The following is a 19224-nucleotide window of genomic DNA, read 5'->3' as shown; positions in this document are numbered from 1 at the left end:
TCTCACGCCCGATCCGTGACGCGCTGGCCGAGCAGGCCCTGGGGCCGCACGAGCAGGACGACGATGAGGAGTACGAAGGCCCAGACGTTGGACCAGGCTCCGCCGCCGAGCTGCTGCATGCCGGGGATCTCTTCGATGTAGGCGATCGAGAGGGCTTCGGCGAGTCCGAGGACGACACCGCCGACCATGGCTCCGTAGATGTTGCCGATGCCGCCGAGGACGGCCGCGGTGAAGGCCTTCAGACCGAGGATGAAGCCCATCTCGAAGTTGATCTGGCCCTTGTCGAGGCCGTAGGCGACGGCGGCGACGGCGGCGAACGCGGCACCGATGGCGAAGGCCATGACGATGATGCGGTCGGTGTTGATGCCCATCAGCTTCGCGGTGTCCGGGTCCTGCGCGGTGGCCTGCATGGCGCGGCCGCTGCGGCTCTTGCGGACGAAGACGCCGAGGGCGAGCATGCACAGCGGGGCGAGGATGAGGACGAAGAGGTCCGCACGCTGGATCGCGAGGCTGTCGGAGATCTTGAAGGACGGGCCGCTGAACTCGGGGAAGCTGACAGCCTTCTTGGCGTCCGGGTAGAACTGCCAGACGAGCTGCTGGAGCGCGATCGAGAGGCCGATTGCGGTGATGAGGGGTGCGAGCCGGGGGGCGCCGCGCAAGGGGCGGTAGGCGAAGCGCTCGGCTGCGCAGGCCACGGCGACGGAGCAGAGGGCGCCGCCGACGATCATGACTGGTATCGCGATCAGCAGGGTGGTGCCGGTCGGGAGGATGGTGTAGGCGGTGAGCGCGCCGAAGCCACCGATCATGAAGATCTCGCCGTGGGCGAAGTTGATGAGCTGGACGATGCCGTAGACCATGGTGTACCCGATGGCGATGAGGCCATAGAGAGCACCGAGGGCCAGGCCGTTGGCCAGCTGTTGCGGCAGTTCGTGCACCGCAGGGCCTCCGATGAGCGTGTCGGATATGACTCCGCGCGAGGGCACTGTTTGCGCCCTCGCGCGGCGTTGGTTCAGGTGTTGCGGGTCATGCCTGGTGCTGCGGGCTTACTGGTTGAAGGTGTCGCTCTTGACGTCGATCCACTTGCCGCCCTCGACCTTGTAGACCGTGAGCTGCTTGTTGGTGGTGTCGCCGTACTCGTCGAAGGCGACCTTGCCGGTCACGCCCTCGAAGGAGACCTTGCCGAGAGCCTCGACGACCTTGGCGCGGGCGTCGTCGGGGAGCTTGCCGCTGTTGGCGGCCACGACGGCCTTGACGGCCTGGATGACGGCCCAGCCGGCGTCGTAGGAGTAGCCACCGTAGGCGGCGTACGGGTCCTTGTAGCCCTCGGCCTTGTAGTCCTCGATGAACTTCTTGGCGGTGTCCAGCTTCTCGACCGGGTAGCCGATGGAGGTGGAGAGGTCGCCTTCGTTCGGCTCGCCGGAGGCGCTGATGAACGCCGGGTCCTGGATGCCGTCGCCGCCCATGAGCGGGACGTTGGCGCCGGTCTTCTTGATCTGGTCGGCGAGCAGGCCGCCCTCGGGGTACTGGCCGCCGAAGTAGACGGAGTCGGCGCCGGAGGACTTGACCTTGTCGGCGGTGGAGGAGAAGTCGGTCTCCTTCACGGTGACGTGGTCGGTGCCGACGACCTCGCCGCCGAGCTTCTTGAACTCGTCGGAGAAGATGGCGGCCAGACCGGCGCCGTAGGTCTGCTTGTCGTCGACGACGAAGACCTTCTTCTTGCCGGCGTCCTTGAAGAGGTACTGGGCGGCGAACTTGCCCTGGACCACGTCGGTGGCGGCGGTGCGGAAGTAGGTGTCGAAGGGGCGCTTGAACTCGCCCTTGCCCCAGTTGTCGCCCTGGCTGAGCGCGGGGTTGGTGTTGGCCGGGGAGACCTGCGCCAGCTTGGCGGAGGCGAAGACGCCCTGCATCTGCTGTGCGACGCCGGAGTTCAGGGGGCCGACGACGCCGAGGACCTCCTTGTTGCCGACGAGCTTGGTGGCGTTGGCCTGGCCGGAGGCCGGGACGGCCTGGTCGTCGAGGGCCTCGACCTTGAACTCGATGCCCGGGACCTCGTTGTTCTTGTTGGCCGTCTTGGCCGCGAGGTCGACGGAGTTCTTGATGCCCTGACCGAGAGCGGAGAGGGATCCGGTGAGCGGGGCGTCGACGCCGATGACGACGACGGTCTTCTTGCCGCCGCTGTTGTCCTTGGAGCCTCCGTCGCGCGATCCGCAAGCGGTGAGGGTCAGTGCTCCCGTGGTGATCACGGTGGTGAGGATGAGCAAAGAACGGTGTCGCACGATTCTTCCTTTCCCTGGCGCAGCCCTCTGTCGAGGTGCCGTTGGGTCGCCGGGCCGCACTGGAGAGGTCCACGGCCGTGCTGATTCGCGCCCTGCGGCGCGGTGACTGGCCGTGACTCTAGGGCCGAGGTGGCGAGCACCGGGAGGCGGGAAAGGAGGATGTGACGCTCTTGTTATGCCAAGGCCAAGAATGTGTGGCGGGAGTTTCAACAAACCGGACATTTAGGTGCCCCTGAGATCGTCCGCATCGTGAGAAATCGCAGTTCTTCTAAGGGGCTTGAGGGCTTCATGCTCCTGTCTTTGATCAAATTGAGCCGAATGTGGCTGCGCGTACCCGGGAGAATCCTCCGGGTGGTCATTCCCAGGGGAAAAGGCGGATTCGAGCCGTCCTGGGCATTACGTAGAGTGACGATCTCCGTGTTGCGCGGAAGCCGTGAATGATCTTGGCTTGTCGGCGGAAAGGCCTCTCACCTGCGATTCATTCGGGAGAGGGGATCTGCCCGGAAGGCGGACAGCATGCACGGAATGCGGTGACGGCGGTCACATCGGGGGGCGCCAGTTCTCCGAACTCTCCGTCGCGCCGCCCTGGGCGGCGCAGCGCCGTGCGACGAACCGGTCGATCAGCTCAAGTGCCTTGTCCTGTCCGGCAGTTCGCTCCTCCGCGCGCCCGGCGGCCACTGCGTCCTCGTGGATCGCGTACTGGGCGTTGGACAGCCCCTTCTGCTCCCAGTCGAGGCCGGACCACTGCGTGCCCAGCAGGGTTTCCTTCGCCCAGTAGGACACCAGGCTCGTGCACACCTGTACGGGGGAGGCGGGAGTGGGGGCGGAGCGGCTCACGGAGCCCGCCGCGGAGGGTGGTGCGGAGGATGAGCATCCGGCCAGGGCGAGCGCCGCGAGCAGGGTGTGGGCGGCGTACCGGGCCGTGCGTGGCATGGTCCCCATGGGGGGACGGTAGGCGGTGACCGCCGGTGAGACAACGGATGTCACCGCGAAGCGTGCGGATTGGCGGATTCCGGGCGGTTGCGGAGCCGGGGTGCCCACCCCGGCTCCGCTGCTCGGGGGCGCGGCCGGATCAGGCCTGTGCGTGGGCCTCGGCGCCGCCGGCGACCTGGTCGACCTCGCGCAGCAGGCAGGTCAGGCGGGCGGTGCAGATCCGCTTGTCCTGCTCGTCGGTGATGACGATCTCGAAGGTGGTGGTGGACCGGCCGCGGTGGACCGGGGTGGCAACGCCGGTCACGATGCCGCTGCGGGCGCCCCGGTGGTGGGTGCAGTTGAGGTCCACGCCGACGGCGATCTTGCTGATGCCGCCGTGCATCATGGCGCCGATCGAGCCGAGGGTCTCGGCCAGCACGGCGGAGGCCCCGCCGTGCAGCAGTCCGTAGGGCTGGGTGTTGCCCTTGACGGGCATGGTGCCGACGACGCGGTCGGCCGAGGCCTCCAGGATGCGGAGGTCCATGCGCTCACCGAGGTCTCCGGCCGAGAACAGCGCGGGCAGGTCGACCCCCAGGGCCGCGTACTCGTCGAGGACCTCCTGCGGGAACTTCACTGCGTGCTGCTCGCCCATGGCCAGGCTCCGTTCGTCAACGCTCGTTAACCATCAATTCCTGAGGTCGTTCTATCAGGCCGGTTCGAAGCGCACGACGACGGACTTGCTGGCCGGGGTATTGCTGGTGTCCGCGGTCGAGTCGAGCGGGACCAGCACGTTCGTCTCGGGGTAGTACGCCGCGGCGCAGCCCCGGGCGGTCGGGTAGTGCACGACGCGGAAGCCGGGCGCGCGCCGTTCCACGCCGTCCTGCCACTCGCTCACCAGGTCGGTGTACGAGCCGTCGGCCAGGCCCAGCTCCGCCGCGTCGGCGGGGTTGACCATGACGACGCGGCGGCCGCCGGTGATGCCGCGGTAGCGGTCGTCGAGGCCGTAGATGGTGGTGTTGTACTGGTCGTGGCTGCGCAGGGTCTGCAGCAGTAGCCGGCCCGGCGGGACCCGCGGGTACTCGACGGGCGCCGCGGTGAAGTTCGCCCTGCCCGTCCTGGTGGGGAAGCGACGCTCGTCGCGCGGGGCGTGCGGGAGGCGGAAGCCCTCGGGCCGGGCGGCGCGGGCGTTGAAGTCCTCGAAGCCGGGCACCACGCGGGCGATCCGGTCGCGGATGGCGCCGTAGTCGCGCTCGAACTCCTCCCACGGGGTGGCGGAGGCGGAGCCGAGGACGGCGCGGGCCATCCGGGCCACGATGGCCGGCTCGGAGAGCAGCTGCGGGGAGGCGGGGGCCAGGTTGCCGCGCGAGGCGTGGACCATGCCCATGGAGTCCTCCACGGTGACGAACTGCCTGCCGGAGGCCTGGACGTCCTTGTCGGTGCGGCCGAGGGTGGGCAGGATCAGCGCGCGCCGGCCGGTGACCGCATGGGAGCGGTTGAGCTTGGTGGAGACATGGACGGTCAGGGCGGTGCGGCGGATCGCGGCCTCGGTGACCTCGGTGTCGGGGGTGGCGCCGACGAAGTTGCCGCCCATGGCGAAGAGGACCTTGGCGGTGCCGTCGCGCATCGCCCGGATGGAGCGGACCACGTCGTAGCCGTGGCCGCGCGGCGAGGTGATGCCGAATTCCTTGTCGAGGGCGTCGAGGAAGACGGGTGCGGGCCGCTCGAAGACGCCCATGGTGCGGTCGCCCTGGACGTTGGAGTGGCCGCGGACGGGGCAGACGCCGGCGCCGGGGCGGCCGATGTCGCCGCGCAGCAGGAGGAGGTTGACGACCTCGCGGATGGTGGCGACGGCGTGCTTGTGCTGGGTGAGGCCCATCGCCCAGCAGACGATCGTGCGCTTCGAGGCCAGGACCATGGCCAGCGCGCGCTCGATCTGGGGCCGGGTCAGGCCGGTGGCCGCGAGGGTCTCGTCCCAGTCCGCTTCCTTCGCGGCGGCCACGAGGTCCTCGTAGCCGTGGGTGTGCTCGCGGATGAACGCCTCGTCGGTCGCCCCCTCGGTCTCGATGACGAGCTTGTTCAGGAGGCGGAAGAGGGCCTGGTCACCGCCGATGCGGATCTGCAGGAAGAGATCGTTGAGGGCCGTGCCCCTGAGCATGCCGAGGGGGGTCTGCGGGTTCTTGAACCGCTCCAGACCGGCCTCGGGCAGCGGGTTCACCGAGATGATCTTCGCGCCGGCGGCCTTGGCCCGTTCCAGTGCGGAGAGCATGCGCGGGTGGTTGGTGCCCGGGTTCTGCCCGGCGACGATGATCAGCTCGGCCTGGTGGAGGTCTTCGAGGGTGACGCTTCCCTTGCCGATCCCGATGGTCTCGGTCAGCGCCGAGCCCGAGGACTCGTGGCACATGTTGGAGCAGTCGGGCAGGTTGTTGGTGCCGAACTCGCGGGCGAAGAGCTGGAAGAGGAACGCGGCCTCGTTGCTGGTGCGGCCCGAGGTGTAGAAGAGGGCCTCGTCGGGGGAGCCGAGCGCGGTCAGCTCCTCGGCGATGACCTCGAAGGCGCGCTCCCAGCTGATCGCCTCGTAGCGGTCGCCGCCCTCGGGCAGGTACATCGGCTGGGTGATGCGGCCCTGCTGGCCCAGCCAGTAGCCGGAACGGCCGGCCAGGTCGCTCAGGGGGTGCGCGGCGAAGAAGGCGGGGGTGACCCGGCGCAGGGTGGCCTCCTCCGCGACGGCCTTGGCGCCGTTCTCGCAGAACTCGGCCGTGTGCCGCTTGTCGCCCTCGGGCCAGGCGCAGCCGGGGCAGTCGAAGCCGTCCTTCTGGTTGACCTTGAGGAGGGTGCGGGCGGTGCGGGCCAGGCCCATCTGCTGCTGCGCGATCCGCAGGGTGTGGCCGATCGCCGGAAGGCCGGCCGCCGCGTGCTTGGGCGGTGTGACCTGCGGTGCGTCCTGTACCGGATCACCTGTGGGCGGCTTGGTCGCCATCGCGCTCCCCTTCGAGCGTTCGTACGGGCGCAGCACGGGTGGCCGCGTGCTTCGATCCTTGCACGACCCACGGGTATCGGGGGAGGGCGGTCCGGTGTTCGCGGCGCCCGGGCCGGTGCGCCGGGGGCGTCCGCCGGGGCCGGTGCGCCCGGGGGGACGACGGGCCGGAATTGTCGGTGGGGGCGCCTAGGATCGGGGACGTGGCAGATTCAGCATCGAAGAAGACGGACCAGACGACCGCAGCGGACCGCCCCCGCCTGATGCTCATGGACGGGCACTCCCTGGCGTACCGGGCGTTCTTCGCGCTGCCCGCGGAGAACTTCACGACCGCGACGGGGCAGCCGACCAACGCCATCTACGGCTTCGCGTCGATGCTGGCGAACACGCTGCGCGACGAGGCGCCCACGCACTTCGCGGTGGCCTTCGACGTGTCCCGCAAGACGTGGCGCTCGACGGAGTTCCCCGAGTACAAGGCGAACCGCTCCAAGACACCGGACGAGTTCAAGGGCCAGGTCGAGCTGATCGGCGAGCTCCTCGACGCGATGAAGGTGCCGCGGTTCGCCGTCGAAGGCTTCGAGGCCGACGACGTCATCGCGACCCTGGCGACGCAGGCGGAGGCCCTCGGCTTCGAGGTGCTGATCGTCACCGGCGACCGGGACTCCTTCCAGCTCGTGTCCGAGCACACGACCGTGCTCTACCCGACCAAGGGCGTCTCGGAGCTGACCCGCTTCACGCCGGAGAAGGTCGAGGAGAAGTACGGGCTGACCCCGCAGCAGTACCCGGACTTCGCGGCGCTGCGCGGCGACCCGTCCGACAACCTCCCCGGCATCCCGGGCGTCGGCGAGAAGACCGCCGCCAAGTGGATCACCCAGTTCGGGTCGTTCGCGGAGCTCGTGGAGCGCGCCGAGGAGGTCAAGGGCAAGGCCGGGCAGAACTTCCGCGACCACCTGGAGGCCGTCAAGCTCAACCGGGTCCTGACCGAGATGGTCAAGGACGTGGAGCTGCCCAGCGGCGCCACCGACCTGGTCCGCCTGCCGTACGACCGGTCCGCGGTCACCGGTGTCCTGGACGTGCTGGAGATCCGCAACCCGTCGCTGCGCGAGCGGCTGCTGGCCGTGGACCCGGGCGCCGCCGAGCAGGAGGCCGCCCCGGCGCCCGCGGCCGGCGTCGAGCTCGACGCCTCCGTGCTGGGCACGGGCGAGCTCACGCCGTGGCTGGAGGCCCACGCGGGCGGGCCGCTGGGCCTCGCGACCGTCGACAGCTGGGCCCTGGGCCAGGGCAGCGTCGCCGAGATCGCGCTGGCCGCCGCCGGGGGACCCGCCGCCTGGTTCACACCGGCCGAGCTCGACGAGGCCGACGAGCGGGCCTTCGCGGCCTGGGCCGCCGACGCGGCCCGCCCCAAGGTCGTGCACAACGCCAAGGGTCTGATGCGGGTCTTCCCCGAGCACGGCTGGCGCCTCGCCGGCGTCACCATGGACACCGCGCTCGCCGCCTACCTGGTCAAGCCGGGCCGGCGCTCCTTCGCCCTGGACGCCCTGTCCACGGAGTACCTGCACCGCGAGCTGGCCCCCGCCGCGGCGGACGGGCAGCTGGCCTTCGGCGCCGACGAGACGGCCGAGGCCGAAGCGCTGATGGCACAGGCCCGCGCGGTCCTGGACCTCGGCGACGCCTTCTCCGGCAAGCTCACCGAGGTGGGCGCGGCGGAGCTGCTGCACGACATGGAGCTGCCGACCTCCGAGCTGCTCGCCCGGATGGAACGCGCCGGCATCGCCGCCGACCGCGACCACCTGGAGGCCATGGAGCAGCAGTTCGCGGGAGCCGTGCAGCAGGCGGTCAAGGAGGCGCACGCGGCGGTCGGCCACGAGTTCAACCTCGGCTCGCCCAAGCAGCTCCAGGAGGTCTTCTTCGGTGAGCTGGACCTGCCGAAGACGAAGAAGACCAAGACCGGCTACACCACGGACGCCGACGCACTGGCCTGGCTGGCCTCGCAGACCGACCACGAACTGCCGGTGATCATGCTCCGCCACCGGGAGCAGGCCAAGCTGCGCGTCACCGTCGAGGGCCTGGTCAAGACCATCGCCGCCGACGGCCGGGTGCACACCAGCTTCAGCCAGACCGTCGCCGCCACCGGCCGCCTGTCCTCCACCGACCCGAACCTGCAGAACGTGCCGGTGCGCACCGACGAGGGACGCGCCATCCGCCGCGGCTTCGTCGTCGGCGCGGGCTTCGAGTCGCTGATGACGGCCGACTACAGCCAGATCGAGCTGCGCGTGATGGCCCACCTCTCCGAGGACGAGGGCCTGATCGAGGCCTTCGCCTCCGGGGAGGACCTGCACACCACCGTCGCCTCCCAGGTCTTCGGCGTGGAGCGCGACCAGGTCGACGCCGAGATGCGCCGCAAGATCAAGGCCATGTCCTACGGCCTGGCCTACGGGCTCTCCGCCTTCGGCCTCTCCCAGCAGCTGGGCATCGAGCCCGCCGAGGCGCGCGGCCTGATGGAGACCTTCTTCGAGCGCTTCGGCGGGGTCCGGGACTACCTCCAGCGCGTCGTGGAAGAGGCACGGGCCACCGGGTACACGGCGACCGTCTTCGGCCGCCGCCGGTACCTGCCCGACCTCAACAGCGACAACCGTCAGCGCCGCGAGGCCGCCGAGCGGATGGCGCTCAACGCCCCCATCCAGGGCACCGCCGCCGACATCGTCAAGGTCGCGATGCTGCGCGTGGACAGGGCGATCACCGAAGCCGGCCTGCGTTCGCGCATGCTGCTCCAGGTCCACGACGAAATCGTGCTGGAGATCGCCCCCGGCGAGCGCGAGCAGGTGGAGGAGCTGGTGCGCCGCGAGATGGGCGCCGCCGTCGAGCTGCGCGCCCCGCTGGACGTGTCGGTGGGCGTCGGCGCCGACTGGGAGTCCGCCGCGCACTGATCCCTATGACGGCCCGCGCGCAGCGCCCGTCCCCGTCCGCTCAGCCGGCGGGGACGGGCGTTCGCGTCTCCTCGGTCGTGCCCCGCCGGTCGCGGTCGCGGCGCTGCCGCAGGCGTACGAGGATCCCGTAGACCAGCAGGGACACGCACAGGCCGCCACCCGCCCCGAAGCAGACGGTCGGCACGATGTCGAGGGGCGTACGGATCCGGTCGAAGAAGGTGAAGAAGCGGACCACGCGGAAGGCCACCCCGACCGCGACGCCCGCCCCGATCAGCGCCAGCGCGCCCCAGCGCTCCGCGCGGCCGAGGACCGGCACGGACGCGGGCGGCGGGGTGGCCGGCAGCCTGCGCAGCGCGGTCGCCGTGAACCACAGCAGCGCACTGGCCGCGATCGCCGATGTGCCGTACTGCAGGAAGGTGTAGGGCGGGAAACCGAAGGCGACGGGCTCGCCCAGCCAGGGCAGTGCGTTCGTCCCCCACCGGCCCGGGTGCGTGAAGCTGTCCCACAGCACGTGCGTGAGCGAACCGGTGACCGCCGACACGTAGAACCAGGCGGCCAGCGCGGGCAGTCGGCGGCGCGCACGCCATTCCTCACCCCGCAGGAAGGCGTGCACCCTGCCCTGCCGACGGCCCGGCAGGAGCGCCACGAGCGGCTCGCGCAGCAGCAGCCAGCATCCCGTGAGGAGCGCGGTGAGGACCGCGTCCAGCGTGAACACCCCGAGCAGCGAGTGCGTGAAGCTCCCGTACGCCATGAAGCCCTCGACGACCGCGTCGGAGAAGTAGAAGGCGTCCGGCGCGAAGGAGCCGAGGACCATCGCGGAGGCGACGAGGGGCCCCCGTGCACGCCCCGTCCGGCGGACGGCCGGAAGGACGGCGGCCGCATGGCTGAGAGTGAACGGCATGGCACCTCTTCGGGACGTTGCTGTGGTCGTTCCACACTTCGGGCCAATGCTCCCGAAGGGTGCCGACATTATGCGTGAGCTGCCGGAGGACGTGGGGATCCGGTGAAATCCGGCCCGTGGTGCGTGCCGGTTGCAGGGAGTTGACGTAGGGTCACGCGGACGTCGAGGGGGAGGGGTCCGGCCATGTCGTCCCGGATATTCGGCCGCAGGCCGCGCAAGGGAGCTGCGGCGGCGCTGGTCTGTGCGCTGACCGTTGCCGCGCTGACCGCCTCGAAGGGGCCCGCGGGCTCCGGTCCGCACGCGCCGCCGGCCGCCGGCGGGAGGACGGACGGGTCGCTCCCGGCCGGTGCGAGCGGCAGCGACTCGACCTACTTCACCGAACTGCCGCCGCTGGTCAGCCCGCAGCCGCCCGAGGTGCTGCTCCCGGAGGGGCTGCCGCAGGAAGCGGGCGCGGACCCGGCGGCGCGGCCCGAACCACCCTCCGCGCCGGTCGTGACCGGGCCGCCGGAAGGGGCGCGGGGGATACCGGCGAGCGTGCTCGTGGCGTACCAGCGGGCCGAGAGGACGGTCGGGCGGAGCGACCCCGGCTGCGGACTGCGCTGGCAACTCCTCGCGGCCATCGGGAAGGTGGAGTCCGGGCAGGCGCGCGGAGGCCGGGTGGACGCGGCCGGGACCACGCTGCGGCCGATCCTCGGACCGGTGCTCGACGGCAACGGCTTTGCGAACATCCCCGACACCGACGGCGGCGTCCACGACGGCGACGCGCGGTACGACCGGGCGGTCGGGCCGATGCAGTTCATCCCCTCGACGTGGGCGGTCTGGGGCCAGGACGCCGACGGCGACGGGCGCCGCAACCCGAACAACGTGCACGACGCGGCCCTCGCGGCGGCCCGCTACCTGTGCGCGGGCGACCGTGACCTGAGGGTGGGGGCCGACCTGGACCGGGCGGTGCTCTCCTACAACCACTCCACGCAGTACCTGCGGACGGTCCGGTCCTGGTTCACGTACTACCTCAACGGCACCCACGAGGTCCCGGACAGCGGAGGTACGGCCACGCCCGCGAAGCCCGCCCCGCCCGCGAAGCCGGACCCGAAGCCCACCCCGACCCCCGAGCCGACCCCGACGACCGACCCGGGCCCCACGCCCGCACCGACGCCGACGCCGACGCCGAGCCCGACGCCCACGCCGACGCCGACCCCCACGCCGACGCCGACCGTGCCCCCCACGCCGACCCCGACGCCGACCCCGACGCCGAGCCCGACCGTGCCCCCGACGCCGACCCCCACGCCGACGCCGACCCCCACGCCGACCGTGCCCCCCCACGCCGACCCCGACGCCGACGCCGACCCCCCACGCCGAGTCCGACCGTGCCCCCGTCCCACCGGCCCACCCCGGCCGCGACGGGCACCCGGACCCCCGCGCCCGCCGTCACGCCGGAGCCCGCCCGGACCCCCGCGTCGACGGAAACCCGGGCCCGGTAGCGGCGCCCCGCGGCTCGCCGTCGACGGTCGCCGCCCGCCACCTCGCGGGCGCGCGGTCCGGCGTGTCCGCCCGCCGCGGTGGACCGTCGACCTGACGGTTCTCATCTCGCCCCCGCGTTGCTACGGTGCCCCATCTCTGACACCTCATCAGATTCCGGAGTCCCGGCATGCGCGCACTCGTCGCCGCCGCCATCGGCCTCGCGGCCGCGCTGGCCCTCGTCCTCGCCGTCACGGCCTTCGGGGTGCCCGAAGGCGAGACCTCGCCCAAGCCGCTGCTCACCACCGCGCCCCCCGCGCCCGGAAAGTAGAGGAGGGCCCGGCCGTGCGACGCCGAGCGAGCCTTGTCCTGCTGGCCCTGGCCGTGTTCTGCGCAGCGCTCGCGCCGCTGCTGCGCTGGTACGCGTACCCGCGACTGGCGAAGATCCCGCCGAACCAGTACCAGGAGATGGTCCTGGAGGCGAGGGACGCCACCCTCCTCGACTACGCCGGCGGCATGCAGCCCAAGAAGGTCGACAAGGTCACGATCGTGCAGACCCTCAAGGGCAACGTGGAGGCCTCCAGGGAGATCGAGGCCGACACGGGCAAGGACGTCGTCGTCTGGGACACGCTGTCCCACATCATCGGCCCGGACGGAAACATGGTCTCCCAGATCCCCGAGCGCTACATCTTCGACGCGCACACCCAGGACCCGGTGCACGCCACCGGGGAGATGGTCGACGGCGATCCGGTCAGGCGCCAGGGCATCGAGTTCAAGTGGCCCTTCTTCACCGAACCGCGCGACTACCTCTATTTCGACGCCCAGACCCGCACCTCCTCGCCGATCCACTACGTCGGACCGCGCCGCTTCAAGGGCATGGACGTCTACTACTTCGAGCAGACCATCCCCTGGACCAAGGTGGCCATGCCGAAGAAGATGCCGATCGAGGGCATCGACCCGGCGACGATCGAGGCGGCCACCGGTACCACCCTCTGGTACACCGCCACGGTGCGCTTCTGGGTCGACCCGGTGACCGGGGCGCCCGTCAACGCCGAACAGGACATCCAGCAGGAGATGCGCGGCGGCATCGCCTCGGGCGGACCCGACGGCAGGCTCACCGCCTTCGCCGGGCACGTCACCCTGCGCGAGGACTACTCCGACCACACGGTCGACCTGGTCAAGGCGAACCGGGCGAAGGTCCTCGCCCTGCACACCTACGCCCCGGTCGGCCTGGCCGCCGGAGGCCTCGCCCTGCTCGGGCTGGCCCTGCTGCTGGAGGCCCGCGGCCGCCGCGTGCGGGACGCGCGCGCCCCGCAGGACGCGGACGGGGTCAGCGCCTGAGCCGGGCGTTGGTGTGGCGGGTGGGCTCAGCCGTGGCCGGGTCCTCCGGCCAGGGATGTTTGGGGTAGCGGCCGCGCAGCTCCGCACGGACGGCGCGGTAGCCGCCCTGCCAGAAGGAGGCCAGGTCGGAGGTGACGGCTGCCGGGCGCCCGGCCGGCGACAGCAGGTGGACGAGTACGGGCACCCCCGCCACCCGGGGAGTCTCCGCCAGCCCGAACAGCTCCTGGAGCTTCACCGCCAGTACGGGCTGCTCGGGCGCGTAGTCGACGCGGATCCGGGATCCGCTGGGCACCTCGATCCGCTCGGGCGCCAGTTCGTCCAGCCGGACCGCCTCGCCGGTGGCCCATGGCAGCAGCCGGTTCAGGGCCTGCCCGGCGTCGATCCGGGCCAGGTCCGCGCGCCGCCTGGCCCGGGACAGCTCGGGCTCCAGCCAGTCGTCGGCCCGCTCCAGCAGCGCGGCGGCGCCGGCCACGTCGGGCCACGGGGCGCCGAGCGTCCGGTGCAGGAAGCCGAGGCGGTCCCGCAGTGCCCGCGCGTCCTGCGACCAGCGCAGCAGGTCCAGCCCCTCCGTGCGCAGCCCGTCGAGCAGGGCGGCCCGCACGAGCGCCGGGGCGGGGGCGCGCAGGGGCCGCACGGCCAGTTCGATCGCCCCGAGCCGGTGCGCTTCGCGAGCGACCACGTCCCCGCCCTCCCAGCGCACCTCCTCGGCGTCGGTGCGCAGGTGTGCTGCGGCGGCCAGGGCGGTGTCCTCGTCGATGATCGCCGCCAGCCCGATCCGCGCCGAGGCGGAGTGCGCGGGTCGGTCCGCGACGGCGACCGCCAGCCAGGGCGCCTGCCGCAGCGACGACCCGTCGCCGAGCCCGGCCCCGGTCCCGGAGGCCATCAGGAAGGCCCCCTCGCCCCTGGCCTTCGCCACCCGCTCGGGGAACGCGAGGGCGGCGACGAGGCCGGCGGCGGCATCGTCCGGGACGTCGCGCCCGAGCGGGCTGCCGGGCGCGGTCCCGGCGGCGGGGTCCGCGGCACGCTCCAGGCGGCGGGCTTCCGCGCGCCAGCGGGCGGCGTAGGCATCGCCGCCCGCACGGGCCCGACGCAGGGCCGCGGCCAGGTCGTCCCCGTACTCGCGCGGCGGCTCCTCGCTCAGCAGTGCCACCAGCCCCGCCGCCCGGTGGGCGCCGAGCGCGGTGCTGCCGTCCAGCAGCGCCCGTGCCAGCCGCGGGTGCAGCCCGAGCCGGGCCATCCGCTGCCCGCGCGCGCTCGGCCGCCCGGCGGCGTCCACCGCCCCGACGGCCACGAGCACCTCCCGCGCCGCTGCCATCGCCCCGGCCGGCGGCGCGTCCAGCAGCGACAGCCCCGACGCGTCCGGGTCGCCCCAGCAGGCCGCTTGCAGGGCGAACTGCGCCAGGTCGGCGACGCGTATCTCCGGCGCAGGGAACGCCGGCAGCCGGCCGTCCTCCGCCTCCGTCCAGCAGCGGTACACCACGCCCGGCGCCTCACGCCCGGCCCGGCCCGCCCGCTGGCGCCCGGCCGCGCGGGAGGCCCGCACGGTCGCCAGCGCGCCCAGACCGCGGGCATGGTCCACCCGGGGTTCGCGGGCCAGCCCGGAATCGACCACCACGCGCACCCCGGGGACGGTCAGGCTCGACTCCGCCACCGCCGTCGCGAGGATCACCCGGCGGTGGTCCGAGGCCGTCAGCGCCGCGTCCTGCACGGTCGCCGGGGCCCGGCCGTGGACCTGGAGCACCTCGGCGTCCACGCCGCCCAGCAGGCCCGCCACCCGTGCGATCTCACCGACGCCGGGCAGGAAGCACAGCACGTCACCCGAACGCTCCGCCAGTGCCCGGCGCACCACCGAGGCCACGTGCGCCAGCTGCGCCGGGTCCACCCGCATCCCGTGCGGGGGCCGCACCGGCCGGGCCGGGGGAGCCCAGACGGTCTCCACCGGGTACGCCACCCCCGCGGCCTCGACCACCGGCGCGTCCCCGAGCAGCCGGGCCCAGCCGGCGGAGTCGGTCGTCGCGGAAGCCGCCACCAGATGCAACTCCGGCCGCAAGGTCTGCCGTACGTCGAGGAGGAACGCGGCGACCGTGTCCGCGTCCAGGTGCCGCTCGTGGCACTCGTCCAGGACGACCACGTCCACGCCGGCCAGTTCCTGGTCGCGCTGGAGCCGCTGGAGCAGCACTCCGGTGGTCACCACCTCCACGAGCGTGCCGGGGCCGGCCACGCGCTCGCCGCGGACCGTGAAGCCGACCGATTCGCCGGTCCGCTCGCCCAGCAGCCAGGCCATCCGGCGCGCCGCCGCCCGGGCGGCGATCCGCCGCGGCTCGGCCACCACCACCCGGCGCCGCGGCCCGCCGCCCACCAGGCCCGCGAGCACCAGCGGCACCAGCGTCGTCTTGCCCGTGCCCGGCGGCGCGCACAGCACCGCGGTGCCGTGCGCGCCGAGCGCGCGGACGAGTCCGGGCAGGGCCCCCCGTACGGGAAGGGCGTCGAGGGCGGCCTGGCGGATCAAGGCGTCAGGCCCTCTCGCAGACGAAGATCGCGGTGCCAGGGATCAGGTTGCCGCGCAGCGGGGACCAACCGCCCCACTCCTGGCCGTTCCACTCGGGCCACTCGGGCTCGACGAGGTCGAGGAGGCGGAAGCCGCCCGCCACCACGTCGCGGACGCGGTCGCCGACGGTGCGGTGGTGCTCCACATAGACCGCGCGGCCCCGCTCGTCCTGCTCGACGTAGGGGGTCCGGTCGAAGTAGGAGGCGGAGACGGTCAGGCCCTCGGGGCCGGGCTCGTCGGGGAAGGCCCAGCGGACGGGGTGGGTCACCGAGAAGACCCAGCGGCCCCCGGGGCGCAGGACGCGGTGGACCTCCCGCATAACGTTCACCGGGTCGGCGACGAAGGGCACGGCTCCGTAGGCGGAGCAGGCGAGGTCGAAGGAGCCGTCGCGGAAGGGGAGCCGACCGGCGTCGGCCTCGACCAGCGGGATGTCGTCGCCGATGCGCAGCGCGTGCTGGAGCTGGCGGTGGGAGAGGTCGAGGGCCACCGGGCGGGCGCCCTGGGCGGCCAGCCAGCGGGAGCACTGGGCGGCGCCGGCGCCGATCTCCAGTACGTCCTTGTCCTTGAGGGAGGCGGCGGGGCCCAGCAGGGCGGCGTCCGCCTCGTCGAGGCCCTCGGGCCCCCACACGAAGCGGTCGTCGCCGAGGAACGCGCCGTGCTCGCTCTGGTACTCGTCGGCGTTGCGGTCCCACCAGCCGCGGCTCGCGCGGCTGCTCTCCGCTTCCCCGGCGTCACGGCGCGTGGCCTCGGCGTCGTCCGCGGAGGCCGGATCGGCCGCGTACGCGTCTTCGAGGGTGTCGTCCTCTTGGTTCATGGGGCCCGCCGTCGTAGTCTGCGAATGTCTTGGGACGCGGCAGGGAGCGCCATCAGCGCGCGCCCGCCCGTGAATTGTGCCGGTTGTGCGGTGATCCGCCCGGGGTGTGGGCCTTCGCGCATTGACCCTGTCCGGCAGCCCCCGTATGCTACAAGTTGCGCTGCGAGCCTGTGCTCCTCAGACCTAGCAGGCTGCGCTTGCATCTGTTGATGTCCCCTCGGTTTTCGAGGCCTCCCGCCTGTGCGGATCGGGCTTCCGTGGCTGTCCGGCTTCTTCGGCAGATGCCGATAAGGGCTCCCGGCGTAGCAGTACCTACGACTTTCTGTCCGTAACCGGAGCCCTTTCCCACATGACGAGCAGCACCGAGACCACCTCTACCACTCCGCAGGTAGCGGTCAACGACATCGGTAACGAGGAAGCCTTCCTCGCCGCGATCGACGAGACGATCAAGTACTTCAACGACGGCGACATCGTCGACGGCGTCATCGTGAAGGTCGACCGGGACGAGGTCCTGCTCGACATCGGTTACAAGACGGAAGGCGTGATCCCGAGCCGCGAGCTCTCGATCAAGCACGACGTCGACCCGAACGAGGTCGTCAAGGTCGGCGACGAGATCGAGGCCCTGGTTCTCCAGAAGGAGGACAAGGAAGGCCGTCTGATCCTGTCCAAGAAGCGCGCTCAGTACGAGCGTGCCTGGGGCACGATCGAGAAGATCAAGGAAGAGGACGGCATCGTCACCGGTACCGTCATCGAGGTCGTCAAGGGTGGTCTCATCCTCGACATCGGCCTCCGCGGCTTCCTCCCGGCCTCCCTGGTCGAGATGCGCCGTGTCCGCGACCTCCAGCCCTACGTGGGCAAGGAGCTCGAGGCGAAGATCATCGAGCTGGACAAGAACCGCAACAACGTGGTCCTGTCCCGCCGCGCCTGGCTGGAGCAGACCCAGTCCGAGGTTCGCCAGACGTTCCTCACCACCCTGCAGAAGGGCCAGGTCCGCTCCGGCGTCGTGTCCTCGATCGTCAACTTCGGTGCCTTCGTGGACCTGGGTGGCGTCGACGGTCTCGTTCACGTCTCCGAGCTGTCCTGGAAGCACATCGACCACCCGTCCGAGGTTGTCGAGGTCGGCCAGGAAGTCACCGTCGAGGTCCTCGACGTCGACATGGACCGCGAGCGTGTCTCCCTGTCGCTGAAGGCGACGCAGGAGGACCCGTGGCAGCAGTTCGCCCGTACGCACCAGATCGGTCAGGTCGTCCCGGGTAAGGTCACCAAGCTGGTTCCGTTCGGTGCGTTCGTCCGCGTGGACGAGGGCATCGAGGGTCTGGTCCACATCTCCGAGCTGGCCGAGCGCCACGTGGAGATCCCGGAGCAGGTCGTCCAGGTCAACGACGAGATCTTCGTCAAGGTCATCGACATCGACCTGGAGCGTCGCCGGATCTCGCTGTCCCTGAAGCAGGCCAACGAGTCCTTCGGTGCCGACCCGGCGTCGGTCGAGTTCGACCCGACCCTGTACGGCATGGCCGCGTCCTACGACGACCAGGGCAACTACATCTACCCCGAGGGCTTCGACCCCGAGACCAACGACTGGCTCGAGGGCTACGAGAAGCAGCGCGAGGCCTGGGAGACCCAGTACGCCGAGGCGCAGGCTCGCTTCGAGCAGCACCAGGCGCAGGTCATCAAGAGCCGCGAGGCCGACGAGGCCGCTGCCGCCGAGGGCGCTGCCGCCCCGGCCGCCGGTGGCAACGCCGGTGCGGGCATCTCGGGTGGTTCCTACTCCTCGGAGTCGGACGAGACCTCCGGCGCCCTGGCGTCGGACGAGGCCCTGGCCGCGCTCCGCGAGAAGCTGGCCGGCGGCCAGAGCTGATCGCAGCGCGCATCGCACCCCGGTGTGAGCAGAGCTGACCCAGTACGACGGTGAGGCCCGTCCCCTTCGGGGGGCGGGCCTCACCGCGTTCCCGGCGGGATTCCTGCGGTGGCGGTGGCCCGTGTGATCCATTCCGTTCCTGTGAAGGGGCCCGGCCGGGGAATGGCCGCGCAGCCTCGGACGTTCTTGGCAGAGAACGAGACGAGGAGGAGTGGTGGCGGTGCTTGATCCACAGGGCTTGTACGAATGGGATGCCAAGGGTCTGGCGGTGGCCGACCTGGCGGTCGCCCAGGACTCGGCCGGGCTGGTCATGCTGTACCACTTCGAGGGGTACATCGACGCGGGAGAGGCCGGCGAGCAGATCGTCGACCGGCTCCTGGACACCCTGCCCCACCAGGTGGTCGCCCGCTTCGACGCGGACCGGCTCGTGGACTACCGGGCGCGCCGCCCGCTGCTGACCTTCCAGCGCGACCACTGGGCGGAGTTCGAGGAGCCGCGGCTGGAGGTCCGGCTGGTCCAGGACGCCACCGGGGCGCCGTTCCTGCTGCTGTCCGGCCCGGAGCCGGACGTGGAGTGGGAGCGCTTCGCCGTCGCCGTCCGGCAGATCGTCGAGCGTCTCGGGGTCCGTCTCTCGGTCAACTTCCACGGCATCCCGATGGGCGTCCCGCACACCCGGCCCGTCGGCATCACCCCGCACGGGAACCGGACCGACCTCATGCCCGGCCACCGCAGCCCCTTCGACGAGGCCCAGGTGCCCGGCAGTGCCGAATCGCTGGTGGAGTTCCGTCTGTCCCAGGCCGGGCACGATGTCCTCGGCGTCGCCGCACACGTGCCGCACTACGTGGCGCGCTCCCCGTACCCGGACGCCGCGCTGACGGTGCTGGAGGCCATCACGGCGGCGACCGGACTGGTGCTGCCGGCCGTGGCGCACGCCCTGCGGACCGAGGCACACCGTACGCAGACCGAGATCGACCGGCAGATCCGCGAGGGCGACGAGGAGCTGGTCGGCCTGGTGCAGGGGCTGGAGCACCAGTACGACGCCGCCGCCGGGGCCCAGACCCGGGGCAACATGATCGCCGAGCCGGCGGAGCTGCCGTCGGCGGACGAGATCGGCCGCGAGTTCGAGCGGTTCCTGGCGGAGCGCGAGGGCGAGGGCTGAACCCGCCGCCCCCGAGTCCTCCGCCCCGCGGCTCCCGCACGGCTGTACGGGGGCCT

15 protein-coding genes and 1 pseudogene are annotated in these 19224 nt (G+C 71.9%); 6 read left to right on the top strand and 10 right to left on the bottom strand.

Annotated elements, in window-relative coordinates:
• Nucleotides 1-2: 2 nt before the first annotated feature.
• The 5 genes from R4Z63_RS07790 to R4Z63_RS07770 all read right to left on the bottom strand — a co-directional run bounded on the left by R4Z63_RS07790 (nucleotide 3) and on the right by R4Z63_RS07770 (nucleotide 6165).
• Nucleotides 3-935, bottom strand: a complete 933-nt coding sequence (locus R4Z63_RS07790; protein ID WP_037926685.1) for a branched-chain amino acid ABC transporter permease — start codon at nucleotides 933-935, stop codon at nucleotides 3-5.
• 108 nt (nucleotides 936-1043) lie between these two features.
• Nucleotides 1044-2276 (bottom strand): branched-chain amino acid ABC transporter substrate-binding protein, encoded by a 1233-nt coding sequence (locus tag R4Z63_RS07785; RefSeq protein ID WP_037926683.1) that lies wholly within the window; start codon nucleotides 2274-2276, stop codon nucleotides 1044-1046.
• 540 nt (nucleotides 2277-2816) lie between these two features.
• A complete protein-coding gene (locus R4Z63_RS07780) occupies nucleotides 2817-3218 on the bottom strand; it encodes a hypothetical protein (protein ID WP_384453622.1) in 402 nt (133 codons plus the stop codon).
• 130 nt (nucleotides 3219-3348) lie between these two features.
• On the bottom strand, nucleotides 3349-3840 hold the full coding sequence (locus R4Z63_RS07775) for a PaaI family thioesterase (protein WP_037926677.1): 492 nt from the start codon (nucleotides 3838-3840) through the stop codon (nucleotides 3349-3351).
• 54 nt (nucleotides 3841-3894) lie between these two features.
• Nucleotides 3895-6165 carry an FdhF/YdeP family oxidoreductase gene (locus R4Z63_RS07770; protein ID WP_384453618.1) on the bottom strand — a complete coding sequence of 757 codons (2271 nt, stop codon included), beginning with the start codon at nucleotides 6163-6165 and terminating at the stop codon, nucleotides 3895-3897.
• 200 nt (nucleotides 6166-6365) lie between these two features.
• Here R4Z63_RS07770 and polA point away from each other — a divergent pair, with 200 nt between their 5' ends.
• On the top strand, nucleotides 6366-9089 hold the full coding sequence (gene polA, locus R4Z63_RS07765) for a DNA polymerase I (protein ID WP_384453615.1): 2724 nt from the start codon (nucleotides 6366-6368) through the stop codon (nucleotides 9087-9089).
• Nucleotides 9090-9129: 40 nt separating this feature from the next.
• Here the strand turns inward: polA and R4Z63_RS07760 are convergent, their stop codons facing one another.
• Nucleotides 9130-9990, bottom strand: a complete 861-nt coding sequence (locus R4Z63_RS07760) for a DUF4184 family protein (protein ID WP_037926672.1) — start codon at nucleotides 9988-9990, stop codon at nucleotides 9130-9132.
• Nucleotides 9991-10358: 368 nt separating this feature from the next.
• The gene (locus R4Z63_RS07755; protein ID WP_491522648.1) at nucleotides 10359-10718 is read right to left on the bottom strand and encodes a hypothetical protein; all 360 of its coding nucleotides are present in this window, start codon (nucleotides 10716-10718) and stop codon (nucleotides 10359-10361) included.
• Nucleotides 10719-10779: 61 nt separating this feature from the next.
• Between R4Z63_RS07755 and R4Z63_RS07750 the strand changes: the two are divergent.
• Nucleotides 10780-10833: pseudogene (locus R4Z63_RS07750) on the top strand (hypothetical protein); the annotation flags it as partial.
• Between the two features lie 164 nt (nucleotides 10834-10997).
• On the opposite strand, the gene R4Z63_RS07745 reads toward R4Z63_RS07750, so the two are convergent.
• The gene (locus R4Z63_RS07745; protein ID WP_491522647.1) at nucleotides 10998-11294 is read right to left on the bottom strand and encodes a hypothetical protein; all 297 of its coding nucleotides are present in this window, start codon (nucleotides 11292-11294) and stop codon (nucleotides 10998-11000) included.
• A gap of 344 nt (nucleotides 11295-11638) precedes the next feature.
• Here R4Z63_RS07745 and R4Z63_RS07740 point away from each other — a divergent pair, with 344 nt between their 5' ends.
• Both R4Z63_RS07740 and pgfA read left to right on the top strand, forming a co-directional pair.
• Entirely contained in the window at nucleotides 11639-11779 is a 141-nt protein-coding gene (locus tag R4Z63_RS07740) for an SPW_0924 family protein (protein WP_384453607.1), read from the top strand.
• A 14-nt stretch (nucleotides 11780-11793) separates the two neighbouring features.
• Nucleotides 11794-12789 carry a cell envelope lipid trafficking protein PgfA gene (gene pgfA / locus R4Z63_RS07735; RefSeq protein ID WP_384453605.1) on the top strand — a complete coding sequence of 332 codons (996 nt, stop codon included), beginning with the start codon at nucleotides 11794-11796 and terminating at the stop codon, nucleotides 12787-12789.
• On the opposite strand, the gene hrpB is transcribed toward pgfA, so the two are convergent.
• Together hrpB and R4Z63_RS07725 are read right to left on the bottom strand one after the other, a co-directional pair.
• The gene (gene hrpB, locus R4Z63_RS07730) at nucleotides 12779-15298 is read right to left on the bottom strand and encodes an ATP-dependent helicase HrpB (RefSeq protein WP_384453602.1); all 2520 of its coding nucleotides are present in this window, start codon (nucleotides 15296-15298) and stop codon (nucleotides 12779-12781) included. The two genes, pgfA and hrpB, sit on opposite strands and share 11 nt — an antisense overlap.
• A gap of 4 nt (nucleotides 15299-15302) precedes the next feature.
• Nucleotides 15303-16151 carry a class I SAM-dependent methyltransferase gene (locus R4Z63_RS07725; protein WP_384453599.1) on the bottom strand — a complete coding sequence of 283 codons (849 nt, stop codon included), beginning with the start codon at nucleotides 16149-16151 and terminating at the stop codon, nucleotides 15303-15305.
• Between the two features lie 349 nt (nucleotides 16152-16500).
• On the opposite strand from R4Z63_RS07725, the gene rpsA reads away from it, so the two are divergent.
• Entirely contained in the window at nucleotides 16501-18009 is a 1509-nt protein-coding gene (rpsA, locus tag R4Z63_RS07720; protein ID WP_030666059.1) for a 30S ribosomal protein S1, read from the top strand.
• A 220-nt stretch (nucleotides 18010-18229) separates the two neighbouring features.
• Nucleotides 18230-19168 (top strand): PAC2 family protein, encoded by a 939-nt coding sequence (locus R4Z63_RS07715; RefSeq protein ID WP_037927521.1) that lies wholly within the window; start codon nucleotides 18230-18232, stop codon nucleotides 19166-19168.
• Nucleotides 19169-19224: the final 56 nt, after the last annotated feature.

It is taken from the genome of Streptomyces sp. PL-29 (genome assembly GCF_058344425.1).
Note: the sequence above shows the minus strand (reverse complement) of the source record. Positions and strands in the feature narration are given on the sequence as shown.